Here is a 15,793-nt window from a genome sequence, read left to right on the forward strand (position 1 = left end):
GAAGTATATTTGCACCCGCTTGCTAAAAAGCAGGCGTTTGTAAAGCATAAATCTAATAAAAACACTATGTACGCAATTGTAGAGATAGCAGGGCAGCAATTTAAAGTTGCAAAAGACCAGAAGGTGTTTGTTAACCGTTTAGCAGGAGAAGAAGGAGACAGCGTTTCTTTTGACAAAGTTCTTCTTACCGGCGATGGTGACAACATAACCTTAGGCGCCCCGGCTATAGAAGGCGCTCTTGTAGGAGCCAAAATTTCCCGTCACCTTCAGGGGGACAAAGTAATTGTTTTCAAAAAGAAAAGACGTAAAGGTTACAAGAAGAAAAACGGACACCGTCAGGCCTTAACCGAGATCGTAATTGAAAGCATCGATGTAAAAGGCGGAAAGAAAGCTTCTTCAGCTAAAAAAGAGGAGCCTAAAAAAGAAACCAAAGCCGATAAGAAATCTGAAGATCTAAGCCAGTATACAGTGGCTGAATTGAAAGAGATGGCTAAAGAAAAAGGACTTGAAGGGTATTCTTCAATGAAGAAAGCTGAATTAATTGAAGCTTTAAGTTAATTATTAAACTACTTAAAACCTAAAATAAAATGGCACACAAAAAAGGAGTCGGTAGTTCCAAGAACGGTAGAGAGTCAGAATCGAAACGCTTAGGTGTGAAGATATTTGGCGGACAACCTGCCGCAGCCGGAAACATCATCGTAAGACAAAGAGGTACTGCACACAACCCAGGAGAGAATGTGTATGCAGGAAAAGACCATACTTTACACGCCAAAATAGATGGCCTTGTAAAATTCTCTAAAACAAAGAATAATAAATCTTACGTTTCAATTGAACCGTTTGAAGCTTAATTAATTTGCTTTAGAATAATATCAAAAGCCTTTTCGGAAACGAAAAGGCTTTTTTTTGTACCTTTAAGTAAACCAACCGATTAGGCAATGAAATATGTTACTATTTATCGTACGACCGATATTACTGAGGTTTCAGGGATAAAAGAGATTTTTGTTAAAGAGAGCATAAACTTTAAAATTCTGGACACCGGTACCTCTTCCGAAGAAAACGATGCCGGTCTTACAGCTACAGAAAGCAAGATCCAGGTTGAAGAGCAACAAAAGGAAAAAGCTAAACGAATTCTCACCCGGCACGGTTATTCTGGCAATGACCAGTATTTTGAAACAACACATAGAAGTCGCCTGCCGGATTCCAGAGAAAAACCTATGATTGGTAAATGGATGATTTTTTTACTCGTGGGGCTGGTTGTACTTATCGCGATCATTCTGTTTACCTGGTTTATGATTCCTAAATAAAAAATCCCTTCTGAAATTTACTTCAAAAGGGATTTAATAAAATATCCTAAGATTCCTGCCTGTGCGGGTATCACTAGTATCTATAATACTCCGGCTTATAAGGGCCCTCTACTTCAACTCCAATATATTCGGCTTGATCTGGGTTTAGCTCGGTTAATTCCACTCCAATTCTTTCTAAGTGAAGTTTGGCAACCTTTTCATCAAGATGTTTCGGAAGCATGTAAACTTCATTTTTATACTTATCGGCGTTTTTCCAAAGCTCGATTTGTGCTAAAGTTTGGTTGGTAAATGAGTTACTCATCACAAAACTAGGATGGCCTGTAGCACAACCAAGATTTACCAAACGACCTTCAGCTAAAAGAATAATGTCTTTCCCGTTAACTGTGTATTTATCTACTTGTGGCTTGATCTCATCTTTGGTATCCCCGTGATTGTTATTCAGCCAGGCAACATCAATTTCGTTATCAAAGTGACCAATATTACAAACGATGGTTTTGTCTTTCATTGCTTCAAAATGCTCACCTCTAACGATGTCTTTATTTCCTGTAGTAGTGATTACGATATCAGCTTTGCCAACTACGGTTTCCAGTTTTTTCACTTCAAACCCGTCCATCGCAGCCTGCAGGGCACAAATAGGATCGATTTCAGTAACTGTGACGATGGCTCCGGTGCCTTTAAATGAAGCAGCGGTACCTTTACCAACATCTCCATAGCCACAAACCACAACGCGTTTTCCGGCAAGCATAACATCGGTAGCACGGCGAATGGCATCAACAGCGCTTTCGCGGCATCCGTATTTATTATCGAATTTAGATTTGGTAACAGAATCATTTACATTAATTGCCGGCATAACCAAAGTTCCGTTCTTCATTCTTTCATAGAGGCGGTGGACACCGGTAGTGGTTTCTTCTGAAAGTCCGCGAATTCCTTCGGCAAGTTCAGGATACTTATCAAAAACCATATTGGTAAGATCTCCCCCATCATCAAGAATCATATTCAAAGGTTCACGTTCCTCTCCAAAAAACAGGGTTTGCTCGATACACCAGTTAAATTCTTCCTCGGTCATTCCTTTCCAGGCATAAACCGGAATTCCGGCAGCGGCAATTGCGGCTGCAGCATGATCTTGTGTAGAGAAAATATTACAAGAACTCCAGGTAACATCCGCACCAAGAGAAACCAGGGTTTCTATAAGAACAGCGGTTTGCACGGTCATGTGAAGACATCCAGCAATTCTGGCCCCTTTTAAGGGTTGCTCGTTCTTATATTCTTCCCGAAGTGCCATTAGTCCCGGCATTTCAGATTCGGCAAGCTCTATCTCTTTCCTTCCCCAGTCGGCCAGGGAAATATCCTTAACTTTATAAGCGGTGTATGGCACTGTTTTAGTCGACATATTATTATATTTGAATATTAGCAATTTTTTGTCCCGCAAAAATAAGGAATCTATAACAAACCTACATGCCACTTTACAAAACAATAACAGCAAGCCCTCACACTAAAGTCTTCATTTGGAAGGTGGAAGAACCTTTTGAAGAGCTTAGCGACGGAATACAACTTACAGATCATTGCCAGAACAGGGTAGATGGTATGAAATCTGAAATTCATCGCCGTGGATTTATGAGTATACGCCATTTAATGGCCGAAGCCGGTTATGTAGATGCCGACTTATATTATGATGAACTCGGTAAACCACATCTTAAAGACGGGAAAAATATCTCCATTACGCATTCCTTTAATTTCACCGGGATTATTGTGAGCGATAAAAAGGTGGGGATAGATATTGAAAAGCAACGGGAAAAAATTCTCAGGATTGCAAATAAGTTTACCCCGCTTAAAGAATATCATACGCTGGCCAACGAAGATGCTTTAATACGTAAACTCACCATCGTTTGGGGCGCCAAGGAATCGGTTTATAAAATGTACGCCGAGCCCGGTTTAGGGTTTTTGCAACATATTAACGTTACCGATTTCGATTTTGATGATGCTAAAACCACAGCAAAAGTTTTATTTAAAGGAAGAAAATCTTTTTATGAAATGGAATTCCTGGAGTTTGAAGGTTTTACCTGTGTGTATGGATGGGCTACTAAGGCAATAGAAAATTGATTTAATGCTGAATTTTTACCGGCACATCGAGGCGGCAGTCGCCGAAAACAGAAAATTACTTGCCATCCTTATTGACCCCGATAAATTTGTGGAAAAGGAAACTGAAGCTTTTCTCAAGAGTATTCCCAAAACCACTTCTCACATTTTTGTGGGGGGAAGTACTGTAGAAAATAATCAAACGGAAAAAACCGTAAAAGCAATAAAAGGCAGCACCCAGTTGCCGGTGTTTCTTTTTCCCGGGGATCATAATCAGATTACCGATGAGGCCGACGCTATCCTGTTTCTTAGTTTAATTTCAGGACGAAATCCTGAATATCTTATAGGTCAGCAGTTAAAATCGGTAGTTAAATTGAGGAATACCAGCCTTGAGATTATTCCAACAGGCTATATATTAATCGATGGAGGCAAAGAATGTGCCGTTCAAAGGGTTAGTAATACTGAACCCATACCGCAATTTGAGGTAGATACTATTGTCCATACCGCCCTTGCCGGACAATATTCAGGAAAAAAACTGATTTACCTCGAAGCAGGGAGCGGGGCCAGAGTGCCGGTTTCAGAAGAAATAATAACGGCAGTAAAAAAAGCTATAGATATTCCATTAATCGTAGGTGGTGGCATCCGCACCACACAGCAGCAGGAGAAAGCCTATGAGGCGGGTGTAGATATACTGGTTATGGGGACTCATTTTGAGAAATGAAAGCAGAATAATTGCTTTGGGTTCTACAATACTAATTTCAAAGCTTTAAATTTGGCTTCGACTTAAATAAACCAATAAATGAACATTTCAGTAGAACTTACCTTAACTCCAATTCAGGATAATTTCGAACCTGCTATAATTAACTTCATCAAAAAATTAAGGGCTTCAGGATTGACAGTAAAAGAAAATCCGTTGAGCACCCAGGTGTATGGGGATTACGATGAGGTGATGAAATTGCTTAATTCAGAAATAAAAGAAGCCTTTGGGGCCATTGACCGTGGTTTGTTATATATGAAAATTGTAAAATCTGACCGCAGCCACTATGCAGCCGATTTTTGATTTCTTCTTTGACCAGTATTCAGGATACCCCACTCTTTTTATAATTCTTGAGATCATTGCGGTGATCTTTGGTTTTTTATCGGTTTGGTATTCCAAACAAAACAATATCCTGGTATACCCAACAGGAATTGTGAGTACCCTTATTTTCGTTTATTTACTTTGGCAATGGCAGTTGCTTGGAGATATGATGATTAATGCTTATTATTTTTCTATGAGCATTTACGGTTGGTATGTCTGGACCCGCAAAATTGATCCTACCCATTTCACCCCTATTACCAACACCACCAAAAAAGAAAACTGGCAAAGCGTATTCATCTTCATTGCTACGCTCATTTTCGTTTTTGTAGTTTATGAGTGGTTCGATAAATGGAATAATTGGACGGCTTATGTTGATACTCTAACAACAGCTATTTTCTTCGTGGGAATGTGGCAAATGGCTAACAGAAAGATTGAAAACTGGATTTTCTGGATTATAGGTGATATTATTTCGGTGCCATTATATTTTTATAAGGGGCTTACTTTTACGGCAATTCAATATTTTGTATTTACTATAATCGCTATATACGGTTACAAAGCATGGCAGAAACACTTGCGCAACGATCTACTTCGGTCTTAAAGGTTGTTTTTTTTGGTCCTGAATCCACAGGGAAGACTACTCTGGCCCAAATGCTGGCTGAGCATTTTAATACCCTTTGGGTAGAGGAATATATGAGGGAATACCTTCAGGAAAAATGGGATTCAGAACAACAGGTTTGTAAACCAAATGATATGTTGCCAATTGCTCGTGGCCAAATACAGCGAGAGAATGAATTGGCTGAAAAGGCCAACAGGATATTGTTTTGTGATACAGACCTCCTGGAATTAAAAGTTTATTCTGAAGCCTATTTCAATGGATTTTGCGATCCGGAACTTCTTAAACATGCGTTAAACAACCAATATGATTTATACTTTTTGATGTATATTGACGTACCCTGGACTCCCGACGATCTTCGGGATAAACCCTTCGACCGTATCGGGATGTTTAGACGATTTGAAAAAGCTTTAATTCTCACCGGCAAACCTTATGTTGTTTTAAAAGGTGATTTAGACGAGCGATTTCAAACTGTGGTTTCAGAAATTAATAAACTTTTAAAAAAAACGGATAAACGTGGGATTTAGCGAAATTGATATTTTACAAATTGAAGAGAAAGGATTAAGCTCTAAAGAGGTAGAACGCCAACTTAAATTATTTGAAAGAGGAAATGTGAAAGTGGATATTCAAAGGGCTGCCACCCCGGGTAATGGAATTTTTGTTTATTCTGAAAAAGAAAAGAAAGACTTCATTGCTCTTTATGAAAGCAAAACACCTCAATTAAACCTTCTGAAATTCGTACCTGCTTCGGGAGCCGCTACCAGGATGTTTAAGGCGCTGCATAATTACACCGATGAATTTGATCCTGAAAAAGGGGGTATTCGGGATTACCTTGATCGGAAAGAAAATGCTTCACTACAGCGATTCTTTGAAGGTATTGAAAAGTTACCATTTTATGACAAGGCGCTCGAATTAGCCAGGGAAAAGTATTCCTCTTTTGATGATCAATCTAAGGATGAGCAGCACCTGCTTCTTGTTAAGACAATGCTTTATGAAGACGGCCTTAATCTTAGTAATCTACCAAAAGGGCTGGTGCCATTTCATAAATATAAAGACAGAACCGCTACAGCTTTTGAAGAACACTTATATGGTGCTTCAAAATATCTAAGCGTAAATGGCGTCGCCAAAGTGCATTTCACCGTTGCCCATGGAGATAAGGATAAATTCAAAAATGAATTTGAAGCTATTAAGGGTCGGGTGGAGAAAGCAACTAACACCAAATTTGAGATTAGCTTTTCATATCAGGACCCTAAAACCGATACTATTGCCGTAGACGAAAATAATGAACCTTTTAGAGATGAAGAGGGACATATCTTTTTCAGACCCGGTGGTCATGGTGCTCTTATTGAAAACCTCAATAACCAGGAGGCCGATCTTATCTTTATTAAAAATATTGATAATGTGGTGATTGAAAAAAGTCTAGGTGATGTGGTGGAATATAAAAAGATGCTGGGAGGGAAACTACTCAAGCTTCAGGAACAAATCTTCAGTTACTTAAATCAGTTGGATACTGGTAATAATTCTGAAGCTAAGTTGGATGAGATTGCCCAATTTATAGGGAAAGAACTTTCAGTAGAGATAACCAATTCTTTTAATAAGTTCACTGGAGAAGAGAAAACCCAGTATTTGTGTAAAAAACTGGATAGGCCCCTGCGGGTGTGTGGAATGGTAGAGAATGAGGGTGAACCCGGTGGAGGTCCTTTTTTGGTAAAAGATGAAACAGGAGAGGTGAGTCTGCAAATTATTGAAGGTGCGCAAATCGATAAAAATAATATAGAACAACTTAAGATCCTAAACGATTCTACACATTTCAACCCGGTAGATATCGTTTGCGGTATTTATAACTGGAAGGGAGAGAAGTACGATCTTCATAATTATGTTGATGAACGAATGAGCTTTATCGCTAATAAGACCAAAGATGGGAAACCATTAAAAGCGCTTGAGCGTCCAGGTCTTTGGAATGGCGGTATGGCTTTTTGGAATACGGTCTTTGTAGAAGTTCCGGTGTCTACTTTTAATCCTGTAAAGACTGTGGCTGACCTGCTCAAACCGAGCCATCGTACAGTATAATACCGTGGACGAAGAAAAGATAATACAAGAATTAAATTATAAGGCGGTAAGAAGTTCCGGGGCCGGCGGGCAACATGTGAATAAAACCTCATCCAAGGTGGAACTTCATTTTCCAGTAGAAAGTTCTGAAGCACTTTCAGAAGAAGAAAAAACCAGAATTTTTAAAAAATTGTCTAAAAGAATAACTATTGCCGGAGAGTTGGTTCTTCAGAGTGATGTTTCCCGTAGCCAGCATAAAAATAAGGAAGATGTTACCCTACGTTTTTTAAATTTAATTAAGGATTCCCTTAAAAAGAGAAAACCACGGAAAAAAACCAAACCTTCCCGGGCAGCCCGGGAAAAACGTTTAAAGAAAAAGAAACTTCAGGCAGAGAAAAAGGCAGGAAGAAAAAAACCACTTCAGTAGAATTAAAAAACTGCGGCTATTTTCTACACAATTGTAGAAAATGCCTGAGATTTCCACAAAATTTGGATGCTTATATATTTAAATTAATTCCTTAAAACTTTAATTTTCAGGTGAATGTCTTTAAGTCCTGTTAATGGTACGGTTTTCACATTAAAAATGAAGAGTTTGATAAAAACTTGATTCAAACTAACTAAAACTCAACAGCTTGGATAACTGTTGTATAATTTAGATTTTCGGAGAAAAAGAGGCTTTAGGGCCTCTTTTTTATTTGTGAGAGTTCCTTTCTGTAGAATTGTGGTGGAAATTTCCACATAATAAACTCTTAAAATTAGTGAATTTCCACATAAAATTTTCAGGAAACCTAAATATTATTTTTTGAAAACTATTTATTATCAATGGGTTGCGAGGTATTTGACTGAATTGGTACAGTTATTACTATAATATAAACAACTAAAATATTAAACGCTAAAATTATAAGTTATGAGAAAGTTAGGACTAAGCTTACTAGCAGTAACTGCAATGTTTTTTTATACTGAAAATATAAATGCTCAGGTTGAGGACGAAGTAGAAGCAGAGGTTGAAGTTGAAGCTCATGCTCAGCAAAAGATGGATTTTAAGGAGATTGATATTCTTGCGCTTCCACAAGCAGTTAAAGATGCTGTAATGACAGATTTCAATGGAGCAGTAACCGAGGAAGCCTGGGTAAAGGAAAAAGATGGTAAAAAAATGTATAAACTGTCACTTAATGTTGAAGGCGAGAAAAAGAAAGTTTATGTAGACCAGGATGGTAATTGGATAGATAAAGAAGATAAATAGCATAAAGAAAGTTTGTTTTTTTAAACCAATAATTAAGCTAACCAAATTTGAATCCGCTGTATTTTACCCTACCTTGGAATACGGCGGTTTTAAAGCATTAGCCGGGAACATAGAGACGCCAACTCTTACGGCAACGAAAAAATTAGAATTTTTTATCTGCCCATTGGGGTATCGAATTTGAGCAAAACGACTTTCAGAGAACAAGGATTCTTTGATCAACTAACACTTTAAAAAGAGTCGTTTTGTTAGGTGTTGAAAGGATATTCTAATTTTATCGTAAAATGGGTACCAATAAATACTGACAAGTATATTTTTTAGATTTGTCAGGAAAAGAGGTCAATTTTATTGACCTCTTTTTTTTATGTTTAATTTTAAAACCTATGAACCTAAGATTGTTAAATTTGCAATACAAATTTTAATTCAGCTGTATTTATGACTAAAATCCTCATAGTAGAAGATGATGTAGCTTTTGGTGCGATGCTTAAGACGTTTCTGCAAAAAAGAAACTATGAGGTGGGGCTTGCTTTTACGGCTTCAGAAGCATTAAAAAATATAAATGACTCGGACTTTGATCTAATCCTTACCGATGTTCGACTACCTGATAAAGATGGTCTCGATATCTTAAAAGAGGTAAAGGCCAAAAACAATAAAACCCAGGTTATTGTCATGACAAGCTATGCTGAAATAAGTATGGCTGTCCAGGCGATGAAAGATGGAGCCTTTGATTATGTTTCCAAGCCCTTTAGGCCTGAATCTATTCTTCAAACTATTGAGAATGCATTAAAACATCACAAAGCAAGTGCGGCCGAAATTGTAAAGCCAGCCAAAAATACCGAAAAAACCTCCTTTCAAAAAGACAGTTTTGTAAAAGGCGTGAGCGAGGCTTCTCGTAAGCTTAACGATTATATTGAGTTGGTTGCTCCCACAAATATGTCGGTTCTCATTATGGGGGAAAGTGGCACAGGAAAAGAGCAGGTTGCTAAAAGTATACACTCACAAAGTAAACGGAAAGATGCAGCTTTTATCGCGGTAGACTGCGGAGCAATTCCTCGGGAACTTGCTTCCAGTGAATTTTTCGGGCATTTAAAAGGTTCTTTTACCGGGGCTATCAACGATAAAACCGGTCATTTCGAAGCTGCTAATGGCGGGACCTTATTTCTTGACGAAATTGGAAATTTAACCTATGAGTTACAGGTGCAGTTACTGCGGGCACTTCAGGAGAGAAGAATCAAACCTGTGGGGAGCAATAACGAAATTGAAGTTGATATTCGGGTGATCACAGCTACAAACGAAGATCTTGCCCAGGCCGTAAGAGAAGGAGAATTCAGAGAAGATCTTTATCATAGACTGAATGAATTTTCTATTAAAGTTCCGGCGCTAAAAGACAGGAAAGAAGATCTTATGATCTTTGCAGAATATTTTCTGGATGAAGCCAATGCCGAGCTTGAAAAAAATGTTATCGGCTTTACTGAAGAGGCTATAGAAGCCTTTAAAAACTATAATTGGCCCGGTAACTTGAGGGAGTTAAAGAATATGGTGAAGCGAGCTGTGCTTTTAACCCAGGATGATTTGATACCACTAAAAGTCCTGCCTCACGAAATTTCTACAGCACAAAAAACCGATACCGAGTATGGTCTCTTCAAAAATAAAAACGAGGAACAACTCATCATCGAAGCTTTAGAGAAATCGGGAGGGAACAAAAGTAAAGCTGCAAGGCTACTTTCAATAGATCGTAAAACTCTTTATAATAAGCTCAAGCAATACGGGATTAAATTGTAATCTCAGTTTTAAGATTATTCATTAATAACTGAATATTTTTAACCAGGCTGGTAAATCCTGATTCGTCTAAATCATTATAGTTTTCAATTTCCTTTAATTTTTCTGCGATTGAATACGCCTTCATCTGTTTAATCATAGGCAGCATTTTATGGGCCACCGAAGCCATTTTTTCTTTGTTCTGTTTTTTAAAGGCTTCTTCAAGATCTTCCAGGTTTTTTTCTGAACTATCCAGAAAAGCATTTAATATGATGTGCATTGCCTTTTCATCCCCCCCGGAAAACTGATAAATCTCTTCTAAATCATATTCGGTGCCGGGTCTTTTGCTTGGGGGGAGATAATTATTAGATGCGACCTTAACCTTAAATATTTCAGCGATACTATTTAAAAGCTCTTGTGGTTTATAGGGCTTGATTAGGCTATTGGCGAATCCGGCCTTTATATAAAAATTGGGTTCCAGGCTGGTTCTTCCAGAGATAGCAATTACAGGAATATTGCTTATTTCGGGATCCTCTTTAATTTGTGAAATGAGTTCTAAACCATCCATTCTTGGCATTTGAATATCGGTGAGCACTAAATCGAATTTCCCCGATTTTAATTTGTTTATTGCATCATAGCCATTAAGACTGCTTTCACAAGTAAGTCCTAAAGATTTAACCAGTTCCTGGGTTAGGGCGAGTTGAGAGGGTTCATCGTCTACAATTAAAGCCTTCTTATTTTTAAGTAGGTCTGGAGGTGGGCTTTGTTTTTTTCGCTCTGAGGGAGGTTGCTTCTGCTTTTCGGTTTTAACCACCGGAAGATAAATGATGAATTCACTGCCGGCTCCGGGTTCACTTATGAGTTCCAGCTTTCCTTTTAACAGAGTGGTTAGGCTTTTGGTGATGGTAAGGCCAAGCCCTGTACCTCCGTATTGTTTTTCGATCTTGCTGTTTTCCTGGGAAAATTCTTCAAAAATTTCTTCCTGTTTTTCCTTTGGAATCCCAATCCCTGAATCTTTTACCGAAATTATGAGAGTATAACTATCTTCAATTTCCTTTCTGAGCCAGGCACTTATCCTAATTTCTCCTTCATTAGTGAATTTAAAGGCGTTGGTTACCAGATTTGAAATGATTTGTTTTATCCTGAAGGGATCACTTAAAACCTGAACATCGGTTCCCGGGGCTGTGTCTATTATAATTTCTACATCTTTATTGATCTCGCCAGGTAACGAGTTGTGCACGCTATCCTCAATTAATTTCTTAGGGTTAAAAGGCAATTTTTCTACCAGCATTTTCCCTGCCTCTAATTTGGATAGATCAAGCAAATCATTAACCAGCCTCAAGATAAAATCTGAAGATTTTTTAACATGTGTCAAATAGTGATTCTGCTTGTTATTTAGTGCGGTCTTTTCCATTAAATCGGTGTAACCGATTAAAGTATTAAGCGGTGACCTGAGGTCATGGGTGATCGTTGCCATAAAATGTTCTCTGCTTTTTAAAAGAGATTCGGCAAAAGTTTTGGCTTCCTCCAGCTGCATCCGGTAACGCTGGCTCCGACTAACATCTTTGATAATAAAAAACAGAAAAACAAAAATTATAATGAAGCTTCCCGAACCGGCTGCGATCATTATGATAGAGGTGTCCTTTAGCATCCTTTCTGAACTTTCAGCACGGTTTAGAGCAGCTTCCCGTTCTTCCTGTTCAATGGTAGCGAGTACACTTCGAAGTTGCTGATTCAGGATCAAATCGTTATCCAGGAGTTCATTTTCTTTCTGAATTATCTGCCGGCGGAATTGCTGGTTAGCGACTTCGAGCTCACTTAGCACATTTTTCACCGAACCGATAAGGGAATCGGCAGTTCGGTTAGTAAGTTGTTCCGCATTGTCTTCTTTAGAGAATTCCAATAATTTTATGAGAACTCTTCTTTGATGAGGTTCCAATTTCGCAAACCGCTCTTCGTAATTATTGGCGTTAAAAGAGGGGTCTACTTTTCGAAGTTCCTCGATCACCTGGGTGTAGTAATTTGTATTCCGGTCCTGCTCTCTTAATTTTAATAATTCACTAAGGTTGTTGGTTTTTCTGGAAAGCAAGGCAGAGATACTGTCCAGCTCTGTTTTCATTTGGGTATCGGTGTATGATTCTTTGAGCCGGTTAATGTTTTTACGAATAGAATCTAAATGTTGCTGATATAGTTCAAGGTCACTTTCCTTACCGGTTTGAATGAGCCGCCGACTAATATTTTCGGTCTCATACAATTCTGTAGTTATATCGCTAACAAGGAAGAGTTTTTCGTTATTAGTGGTATTGGAATCAGCAAGACTGGTGAATGCGACTACCTGGTTGTAGACAAACCAAACCGATAGAGCTGCAAGTGCAGCTATCAGGAGATATCCGGCAACCACTTTAAAGGTTATAGAACGTTTGGGATTTCGCATAACTTAAATTCCGCTAAAATTACACCAATTAAATGAAATGCAATAAATTTATGGGATTTCAGAAAAAGCGTTATACATTTGCCCTAATCTCACAAGGGGTGCCTCATAATGGAGGCTGAGATCATACCCAATGAACCTGGGCAGGTAATGCTGCCAAGGGATTGCGCAAAATGCGCTAAGTATGTACTCCTGAAAATGCCAAAACACCGGTGGGCAATTTCAGGATTTTTTTATTTAATAATTAACCTAGAATAATCGCCCCTTTTATTCGTAATAAATTTTTTACGAATGAAATCTGTATTATTTTTTGCCGGCCTTTGTCTGATTTCCTTTCAGACCTTAGCTCAAACTCATATTTTAAAAGGTAAAGTCACTCAGGATGAAATTCCCGTAGAAGGAGTTTTAATTTATACTCAGGCAGCCGGAGCGGGAACTCAAACCGACGCTAATGGAGATTATCGCCTGGAACTGGAAGATGGCTCTTATAATCTTATTTTTTCCTACGGAAATCAGAAATCTGTTCAGGTAGATCTATTTGAGAACAAAACTCTTAATGTAGATCTTTCTGACGCTCAGGAAGTGCTGGACGAGATTTTTCTTTCCTCCCTGAGGGTGAATGCGCAATCGCCTATAACCTACAGTAATCTCAACAATGAGGAAATTGAAGATAGAAATCTGGGGCAGGATATCCCTATTCTAATGAATTATATGCCTAATGTGGTTTCTACTTCAGATGCCGGTGCGGGAATTGGCTATACTGGTATTCGCGTTAGGGGTAGTGATGGAACCAGGGTCAATGTTACCATAAACGGGGTGCCGTATAACGATGCAGAAAGCCAGGGAAGTTTTTGGGTTAACCTTGGGGATTTTGCATCTTCCGTGGAGAACATGCAACTTCAGCGTGGGGTTGGAACTTCCACAAATGGAGCCGGCGCCTTTGGTGCCAGCCTGAATATCCTCACCGATGGCTACCAGGAAGAAGCTTCTGCAGAGCTGGCTAATAGTGTAGGCTCATATAATACCAGGAAACATACCTTGAAATTCAGCACCGGTCTAATCGATGAGAATTGGGAATTCGCCGGTCGTGTCTCTCAGATCAAAAGTGATGGATATATAGACCGGGCCGAAAGCGATTTGAAATCTTATTTTCTCCAGGGAACTTTTGTAGATAACAATACGTTGGTAAAAGCCCTCACATTTGGCGGAAGTGAAAGAACCTACCAGGCCTGGTACGGGATAGATGCTGAAACCCTTGAAACCAATCGAACTTTTAATCCTGCAGGAATCTATGAGGATGAGAACGGCGTGACTCGTTTTTATAAAAATCAAACCGATAATTACAAGCAGGATCATTATCAATTATTGTGGAACCAGGAATATAATTCTAACTGGTCTTCCAATTTTGCGCTTCATTATACCTACGGAAGGGGCTATTATGAAGAGTATGAAGAAGGGGCTCAGCTACAGGAATTTGGTTTGGAACCTTTTGAAGCCGGGGGAGAGACCATTACTAATTCAGATCTTGTAGGTACTAAATGGCTGGATAACCATTTCTACGGTACAACCTTTGGAATCAATTACCAGGAGAGTAATTTTGATTTGGTCCTGGGCGGAGGATGGAATAAGTATATAGGAGATCATTTCGGGGAAGTTATCTATACGAAATTTGCCCGCAACAAAAAGCCCTATGAGCCTTACTACGAGAACACGGCAACAAAAACCGATTTTAATGTTTACGCAAAAGCCAATTTCGCGATTACTGAAAAATTAGCGGCCTATGCTGATCTTCAATTGAGAACAATAACCTATGAGACCGAAGGAATTCTTGCTGATGGAAGTGAATTTCCAGTAGATGATAATTTAAACTTTTTTAATCCCAAGGCAGGTCTTACCTACCAGATGAATGCCGGCAATCAGTTTTACTTTTCTTATGCCCGGGCTCACAGGGAACCCAGCCGAAACGACTATGAGAACGGTGATCCTGAACCGGAGGAATTAAATGATTTTGAGTTGGGATGGAGGTATAACTCGCCTAATGTGCAGGTGAATTCAAACCTTTATTATATGGATTATCAAAATCAGTTGGTACTTACCGGTGGATTGGATGAGGTTGGAGCTTTTATTCGAGAAAACAGTGGTGAAAGTTACCGGTTGGGAATTGAAATAGACGCTTCAATAAGAATATCAGATAAAATAAACCTTAGGCCCAACCTGTCTTTAAGTAGGAATCAAAATATCGACTTCGTTTCAACCTGGGATGGGGAAGCTTTGAATTTTGGAAATACTGAGATTTCGTATTCCCCTTCTATTGTTGCTGCAAACCTGATTGGCTATTATCCATTTGAAGGACTGGAATTGAATCTTCTTTCTAAATATGTTGGGGAACAGTATATGAGTAATATTGAAACCGAAGCTTCCAAACTGGATAGCTATTTTGTAAATGATTTTAATGTTCAATACAGCTGGAAAGAAGTGTCGTTATTCCAGAAGGTAGTCTTTACTGGGCTTGTGAATAATATATTTGGGGTAGAGTATGTTTCTAACGGTTATTATTATACCTACGATGTGCCTAATCCCGAATTTTCAAGTGGACTACAAACCTATGGCGGCGCCGGGTATTATCCACAGGCCACAACTAACTTTCTACTTGGTGTAACTTTGAAATTTTAATTTAAATGAGCCTTGCCATCAGGTTCTGGTGGCGAGGTTTTTAATTGTACACTTCAATCACATTTCCCCGTCGTTCAATGCGGTAAGGTTTTAATGTGTATTGGCCCTCACCCGCTGTAAGCTCACCTGTTACGATATTATATTCGTTGCCATCTTCACACTGGCATTTTGCGGTAATGCCGGTAACCTGCATGGCCGAACAATTATTTGGCGGATGGTTAGGGTCGCTTAATTCAAAGGCGGTATACTGGGAATTATTAATATTGTAAACCACAATGCCCCTAATCCCATTGCTGTAGGTGGCATAAGAATTTCCTGGATACTGTAGATTGTTATATTCAGGAAGGTCTAAATTAAGTTGAAGCCTGAAATTTAGATCAGGAAGATTAGGATTGTTAAGGCGATTGTTATCATCTGTAGAGCATCCGACCAGGAAGATCGAAATGATTAAACCGACAAGTATTTTTTTCATAAAACAGGCATTTCTGGCTAAAAGAATATAATTGCTTTCAAAGCTTAAATTTATTATATTTGTTAAACAAATCCCGTCGTGCTATGGGATTTTTTCTAT

The 15,793-nt window shown here is 38.8% G+C and carries 16 protein-coding genes; 13 read left to right on the plus strand and 3 right to left on the minus strand.

Features of this window, described 5'->3' with window-relative positions; all coding sequences use genetic code 11:
- Window positions 1-66: 66 nt before the first annotated feature.
- The 3 genes from rplU (at window position 67) to VIM94_RS05915 (ending at window position 1,304) form a co-directional block, all read left to right on the plus strand.
- Window positions 67-558 carry a 50S ribosomal protein L21 gene (gene rplU / locus VIM94_RS05905; RefSeq protein WP_332038375.1) on the plus strand — a complete coding sequence of 164 codons (492 nt, stop codon included), beginning with the start codon at window positions 67-69 and terminating at the stop codon, window positions 556-558.
- A 29-nt stretch (window positions 559-587) separates the two neighbouring features.
- Window positions 588-848 (plus strand): 50S ribosomal protein L27, encoded by a 261-nt coding sequence (rpmA, locus tag VIM94_RS05910; RefSeq protein ID WP_332038360.1) that lies wholly within the window; start codon window positions 588-590, stop codon window positions 846-848.
- A gap of 87 nt (window positions 849-935) precedes the next feature.
- Window positions 936-1,304, plus strand: coding sequence for a putative signal transducing protein (locus VIM94_RS05915; protein ID WP_332038361.1), 369 nt, complete (start codon window positions 936-938; stop codon window positions 1,302-1,304).
- Between the two features lie 73 nt (window positions 1,305-1,377).
- Here the strand turns inward: VIM94_RS05915 and ahcY are convergent, their stop codons facing one another.
- Window positions 1,378-2,694, minus strand: coding sequence for an adenosylhomocysteinase (gene ahcY, locus VIM94_RS05920; protein WP_332038362.1), 1,317 nt, complete (start codon window positions 2,692-2,694; stop codon window positions 1,378-1,380).
- A 65-nt stretch (window positions 2,695-2,759) separates the two neighbouring features.
- Between ahcY and VIM94_RS05925 the strand changes: the two genes are divergently transcribed.
- The 9 genes from VIM94_RS05925 to VIM94_RS05965 all read left to right on the plus strand — a co-directional run bounded on the left by VIM94_RS05925 (window position 2,760) and on the right by VIM94_RS05965 (window position 10,142).
- Window positions 2,760-3,404 (plus strand): 4'-phosphopantetheinyl transferase family protein, encoded by a 645-nt coding sequence (locus VIM94_RS05925; protein ID WP_332038363.1) that lies wholly within the window; start codon window positions 2,760-2,762, stop codon window positions 3,402-3,404.
- Between the two features lie 4 nt (window positions 3,405-3,408).
- The gene (locus VIM94_RS05930) at window positions 3,409-4,101 is read left to right on the plus strand and encodes a geranylgeranylglyceryl/heptaprenylglyceryl phosphate synthase (protein WP_332038364.1); all 693 of its coding nucleotides are present in this window, start codon (window positions 3,409-3,411) and stop codon (window positions 4,099-4,101) included.
- Between the two features lie 78 nt (window positions 4,102-4,179).
- Entirely contained in the window at window positions 4,180-4,440 is a 261-nt protein-coding gene (locus VIM94_RS05935; protein WP_332038365.1) for a thiamine-binding protein, read from the plus strand.
- Window positions 4,424-5,056 carry a nicotinamide riboside transporter PnuC gene (pnuC, locus tag VIM94_RS05940; RefSeq protein ID WP_332038366.1) on the plus strand — a complete coding sequence of 211 codons (633 nt, stop codon included), beginning with the start codon at window positions 4,424-4,426 and terminating at the stop codon, window positions 5,054-5,056. Before VIM94_RS05935 ends, pnuC begins: the two co-directional genes overlap by 17 nt.
- Window positions 5,017-5,598: an ATP-binding protein gene (locus VIM94_RS05945; RefSeq protein ID WP_332038367.1), complete on the plus strand. Its 582-nt coding sequence runs from the start codon at window positions 5,017-5,019 to the stop codon at window positions 5,596-5,598. The genes pnuC and VIM94_RS05945 overlap by 40 nt, the downstream gene beginning before the upstream one ends.
- Window positions 5,588-7,141 carry a DUF4301 family protein gene (locus VIM94_RS05950; protein WP_332038368.1) on the plus strand — a complete coding sequence of 518 codons (1,554 nt, stop codon included), beginning with the start codon at window positions 5,588-5,590 and terminating at the stop codon, window positions 7,139-7,141. Before VIM94_RS05945 ends, VIM94_RS05950 begins: the two co-directional genes overlap by 11 nt.
- A 4-nt stretch (window positions 7,142-7,145) precedes the next feature.
- Complete coding sequence (arfB, locus tag VIM94_RS05955; protein WP_332038369.1) at window positions 7,146-7,547, plus strand: alternative ribosome rescue aminoacyl-tRNA hydrolase ArfB; 402 nt, start codon at window positions 7,146-7,148, stop codon at window positions 7,545-7,547.
- Window positions 7,548-8,027: 480 nt separating this feature from the next.
- On the plus strand, window positions 8,028-8,363 hold the full coding sequence (locus tag VIM94_RS05960; protein WP_332038370.1) for a hypothetical protein: 336 nt from the start codon (window positions 8,028-8,030) through the stop codon (window positions 8,361-8,363).
- 432 nt (window positions 8,364-8,795) lie between these two features.
- Window positions 8,796-10,142, plus strand: a complete 1,347-nt coding sequence (locus tag VIM94_RS05965; RefSeq protein WP_332038371.1) for a sigma-54 dependent transcriptional regulator — start codon at window positions 8,796-8,798, stop codon at window positions 10,140-10,142.
- On the opposite strand, the gene VIM94_RS05970 is transcribed toward VIM94_RS05965, so the two are convergent.
- On the minus strand, window positions 10,132-12,552 hold the full coding sequence (locus VIM94_RS05970; RefSeq protein ID WP_332038372.1) for an ATP-binding protein: 2,421 nt from the start codon (window positions 12,550-12,552) through the stop codon (window positions 10,132-10,134). The genes VIM94_RS05965 and VIM94_RS05970 overlap by 11 nt on opposite strands.
- Window positions 12,553-12,840: 288 nt before the next feature.
- On the opposite strand from VIM94_RS05970, the gene VIM94_RS05975 reads away from it, so the two are divergent.
- Window positions 12,841-15,222 carry a TonB-dependent receptor gene (locus tag VIM94_RS05975; RefSeq protein ID WP_332038373.1) on the plus strand — a complete coding sequence of 794 codons (2,382 nt, stop codon included), beginning with the start codon at window positions 12,841-12,843 and terminating at the stop codon, window positions 15,220-15,222.
- A gap of 40 nt (window positions 15,223-15,262) precedes the next feature.
- Here VIM94_RS05975 and VIM94_RS05980 read toward each other — a convergent pair whose 3' ends face one another.
- Window positions 15,263-15,694, minus strand: a complete 432-nt coding sequence (locus VIM94_RS05980) for a hypothetical protein (RefSeq protein WP_332038374.1) — start codon at window positions 15,692-15,694, stop codon at window positions 15,263-15,265.
- Window positions 15,695-15,793: the final 99 nt, after the last annotated feature.

The sequence above is a fragment of the Salegentibacter sp. genome, assembly GCF_036568425.1.
In the GTDB taxonomy this organism is placed as follows: Bacteria; Bacteroidota; Bacteroidia; order Flavobacteriales; family Flavobacteriaceae; genus Salegentibacter.

Coding starts and splice junctions, on each gene's coding strand:
- rplU (WP_332038375.1), top strand. CDS start 67: ATGTACGCAATTGTAGAGATAGCAGGGCAGCAATTTAAAGTTGCAAAA.
- rpmA (WP_332038360.1), top strand. CDS start 588: ATGGCACACAAAAAAGGAGTCGGTAGTTCCAAGAACGGTAGAGAGTCA.
- VIM94_RS05915 (WP_332038361.1), top strand. CDS start 936: ATGAAATATGTTACTATTTATCGTACGACCGATATTACTGAGGTTTCA.
- ahcY (WP_332038362.1), bottom strand. CDS start 2,694: ATGTCGACTAAAACAGTGCCATACACCGCTTATAAAGTTAAGGATATT.
- VIM94_RS05925 (WP_332038363.1), top strand. CDS start 2,760: ATGCCACTTTACAAAACAATAACAGCAAGCCCTCACACTAAAGTCTTC.
- VIM94_RS05930 (WP_332038364.1), top strand. CDS start 3,409: ATGCTGAATTTTTACCGGCACATCGAGGCGGCAGTCGCCGAAAACAGA.
- VIM94_RS05935 (WP_332038365.1), top strand. CDS start 4,180: ATGAACATTTCAGTAGAACTTACCTTAACTCCAATTCAGGATAATTTC.
- pnuC (WP_332038366.1), top strand. CDS start 4,424: ATGCAGCCGATTTTTGATTTCTTCTTTGACCAGTATTCAGGATACCCC.
- VIM94_RS05945 (WP_332038367.1), top strand. CDS start 5,017: ATGGCAGAAACACTTGCGCAACGATCTACTTCGGTCTTAAAGGTTGTT.
- VIM94_RS05960 (WP_332038370.1), top strand. CDS start 8,028: ATGAGAAAGTTAGGACTAAGCTTACTAGCAGTAACTGCAATGTTTTTT.
- VIM94_RS05965 (WP_332038371.1), top strand. CDS start 8,796: ATGACTAAAATCCTCATAGTAGAAGATGATGTAGCTTTTGGTGCGATG.
- VIM94_RS05970 (WP_332038372.1), bottom strand. CDS start 12,552: ATGCGAAATCCCAAACGTTCTATAACCTTTAAAGTGGTTGCCGGATAT.
- VIM94_RS05975 (WP_332038373.1), top strand. CDS start 12,841: ATGAAATCTGTATTATTTTTTGCCGGCCTTTGTCTGATTTCCTTTCAG.
- VIM94_RS05980 (WP_332038374.1), bottom strand. CDS start 15,694: ATGAAAAAAATACTTGTCGGTTTAATCATTTCGATCTTCCTGGTCGGA.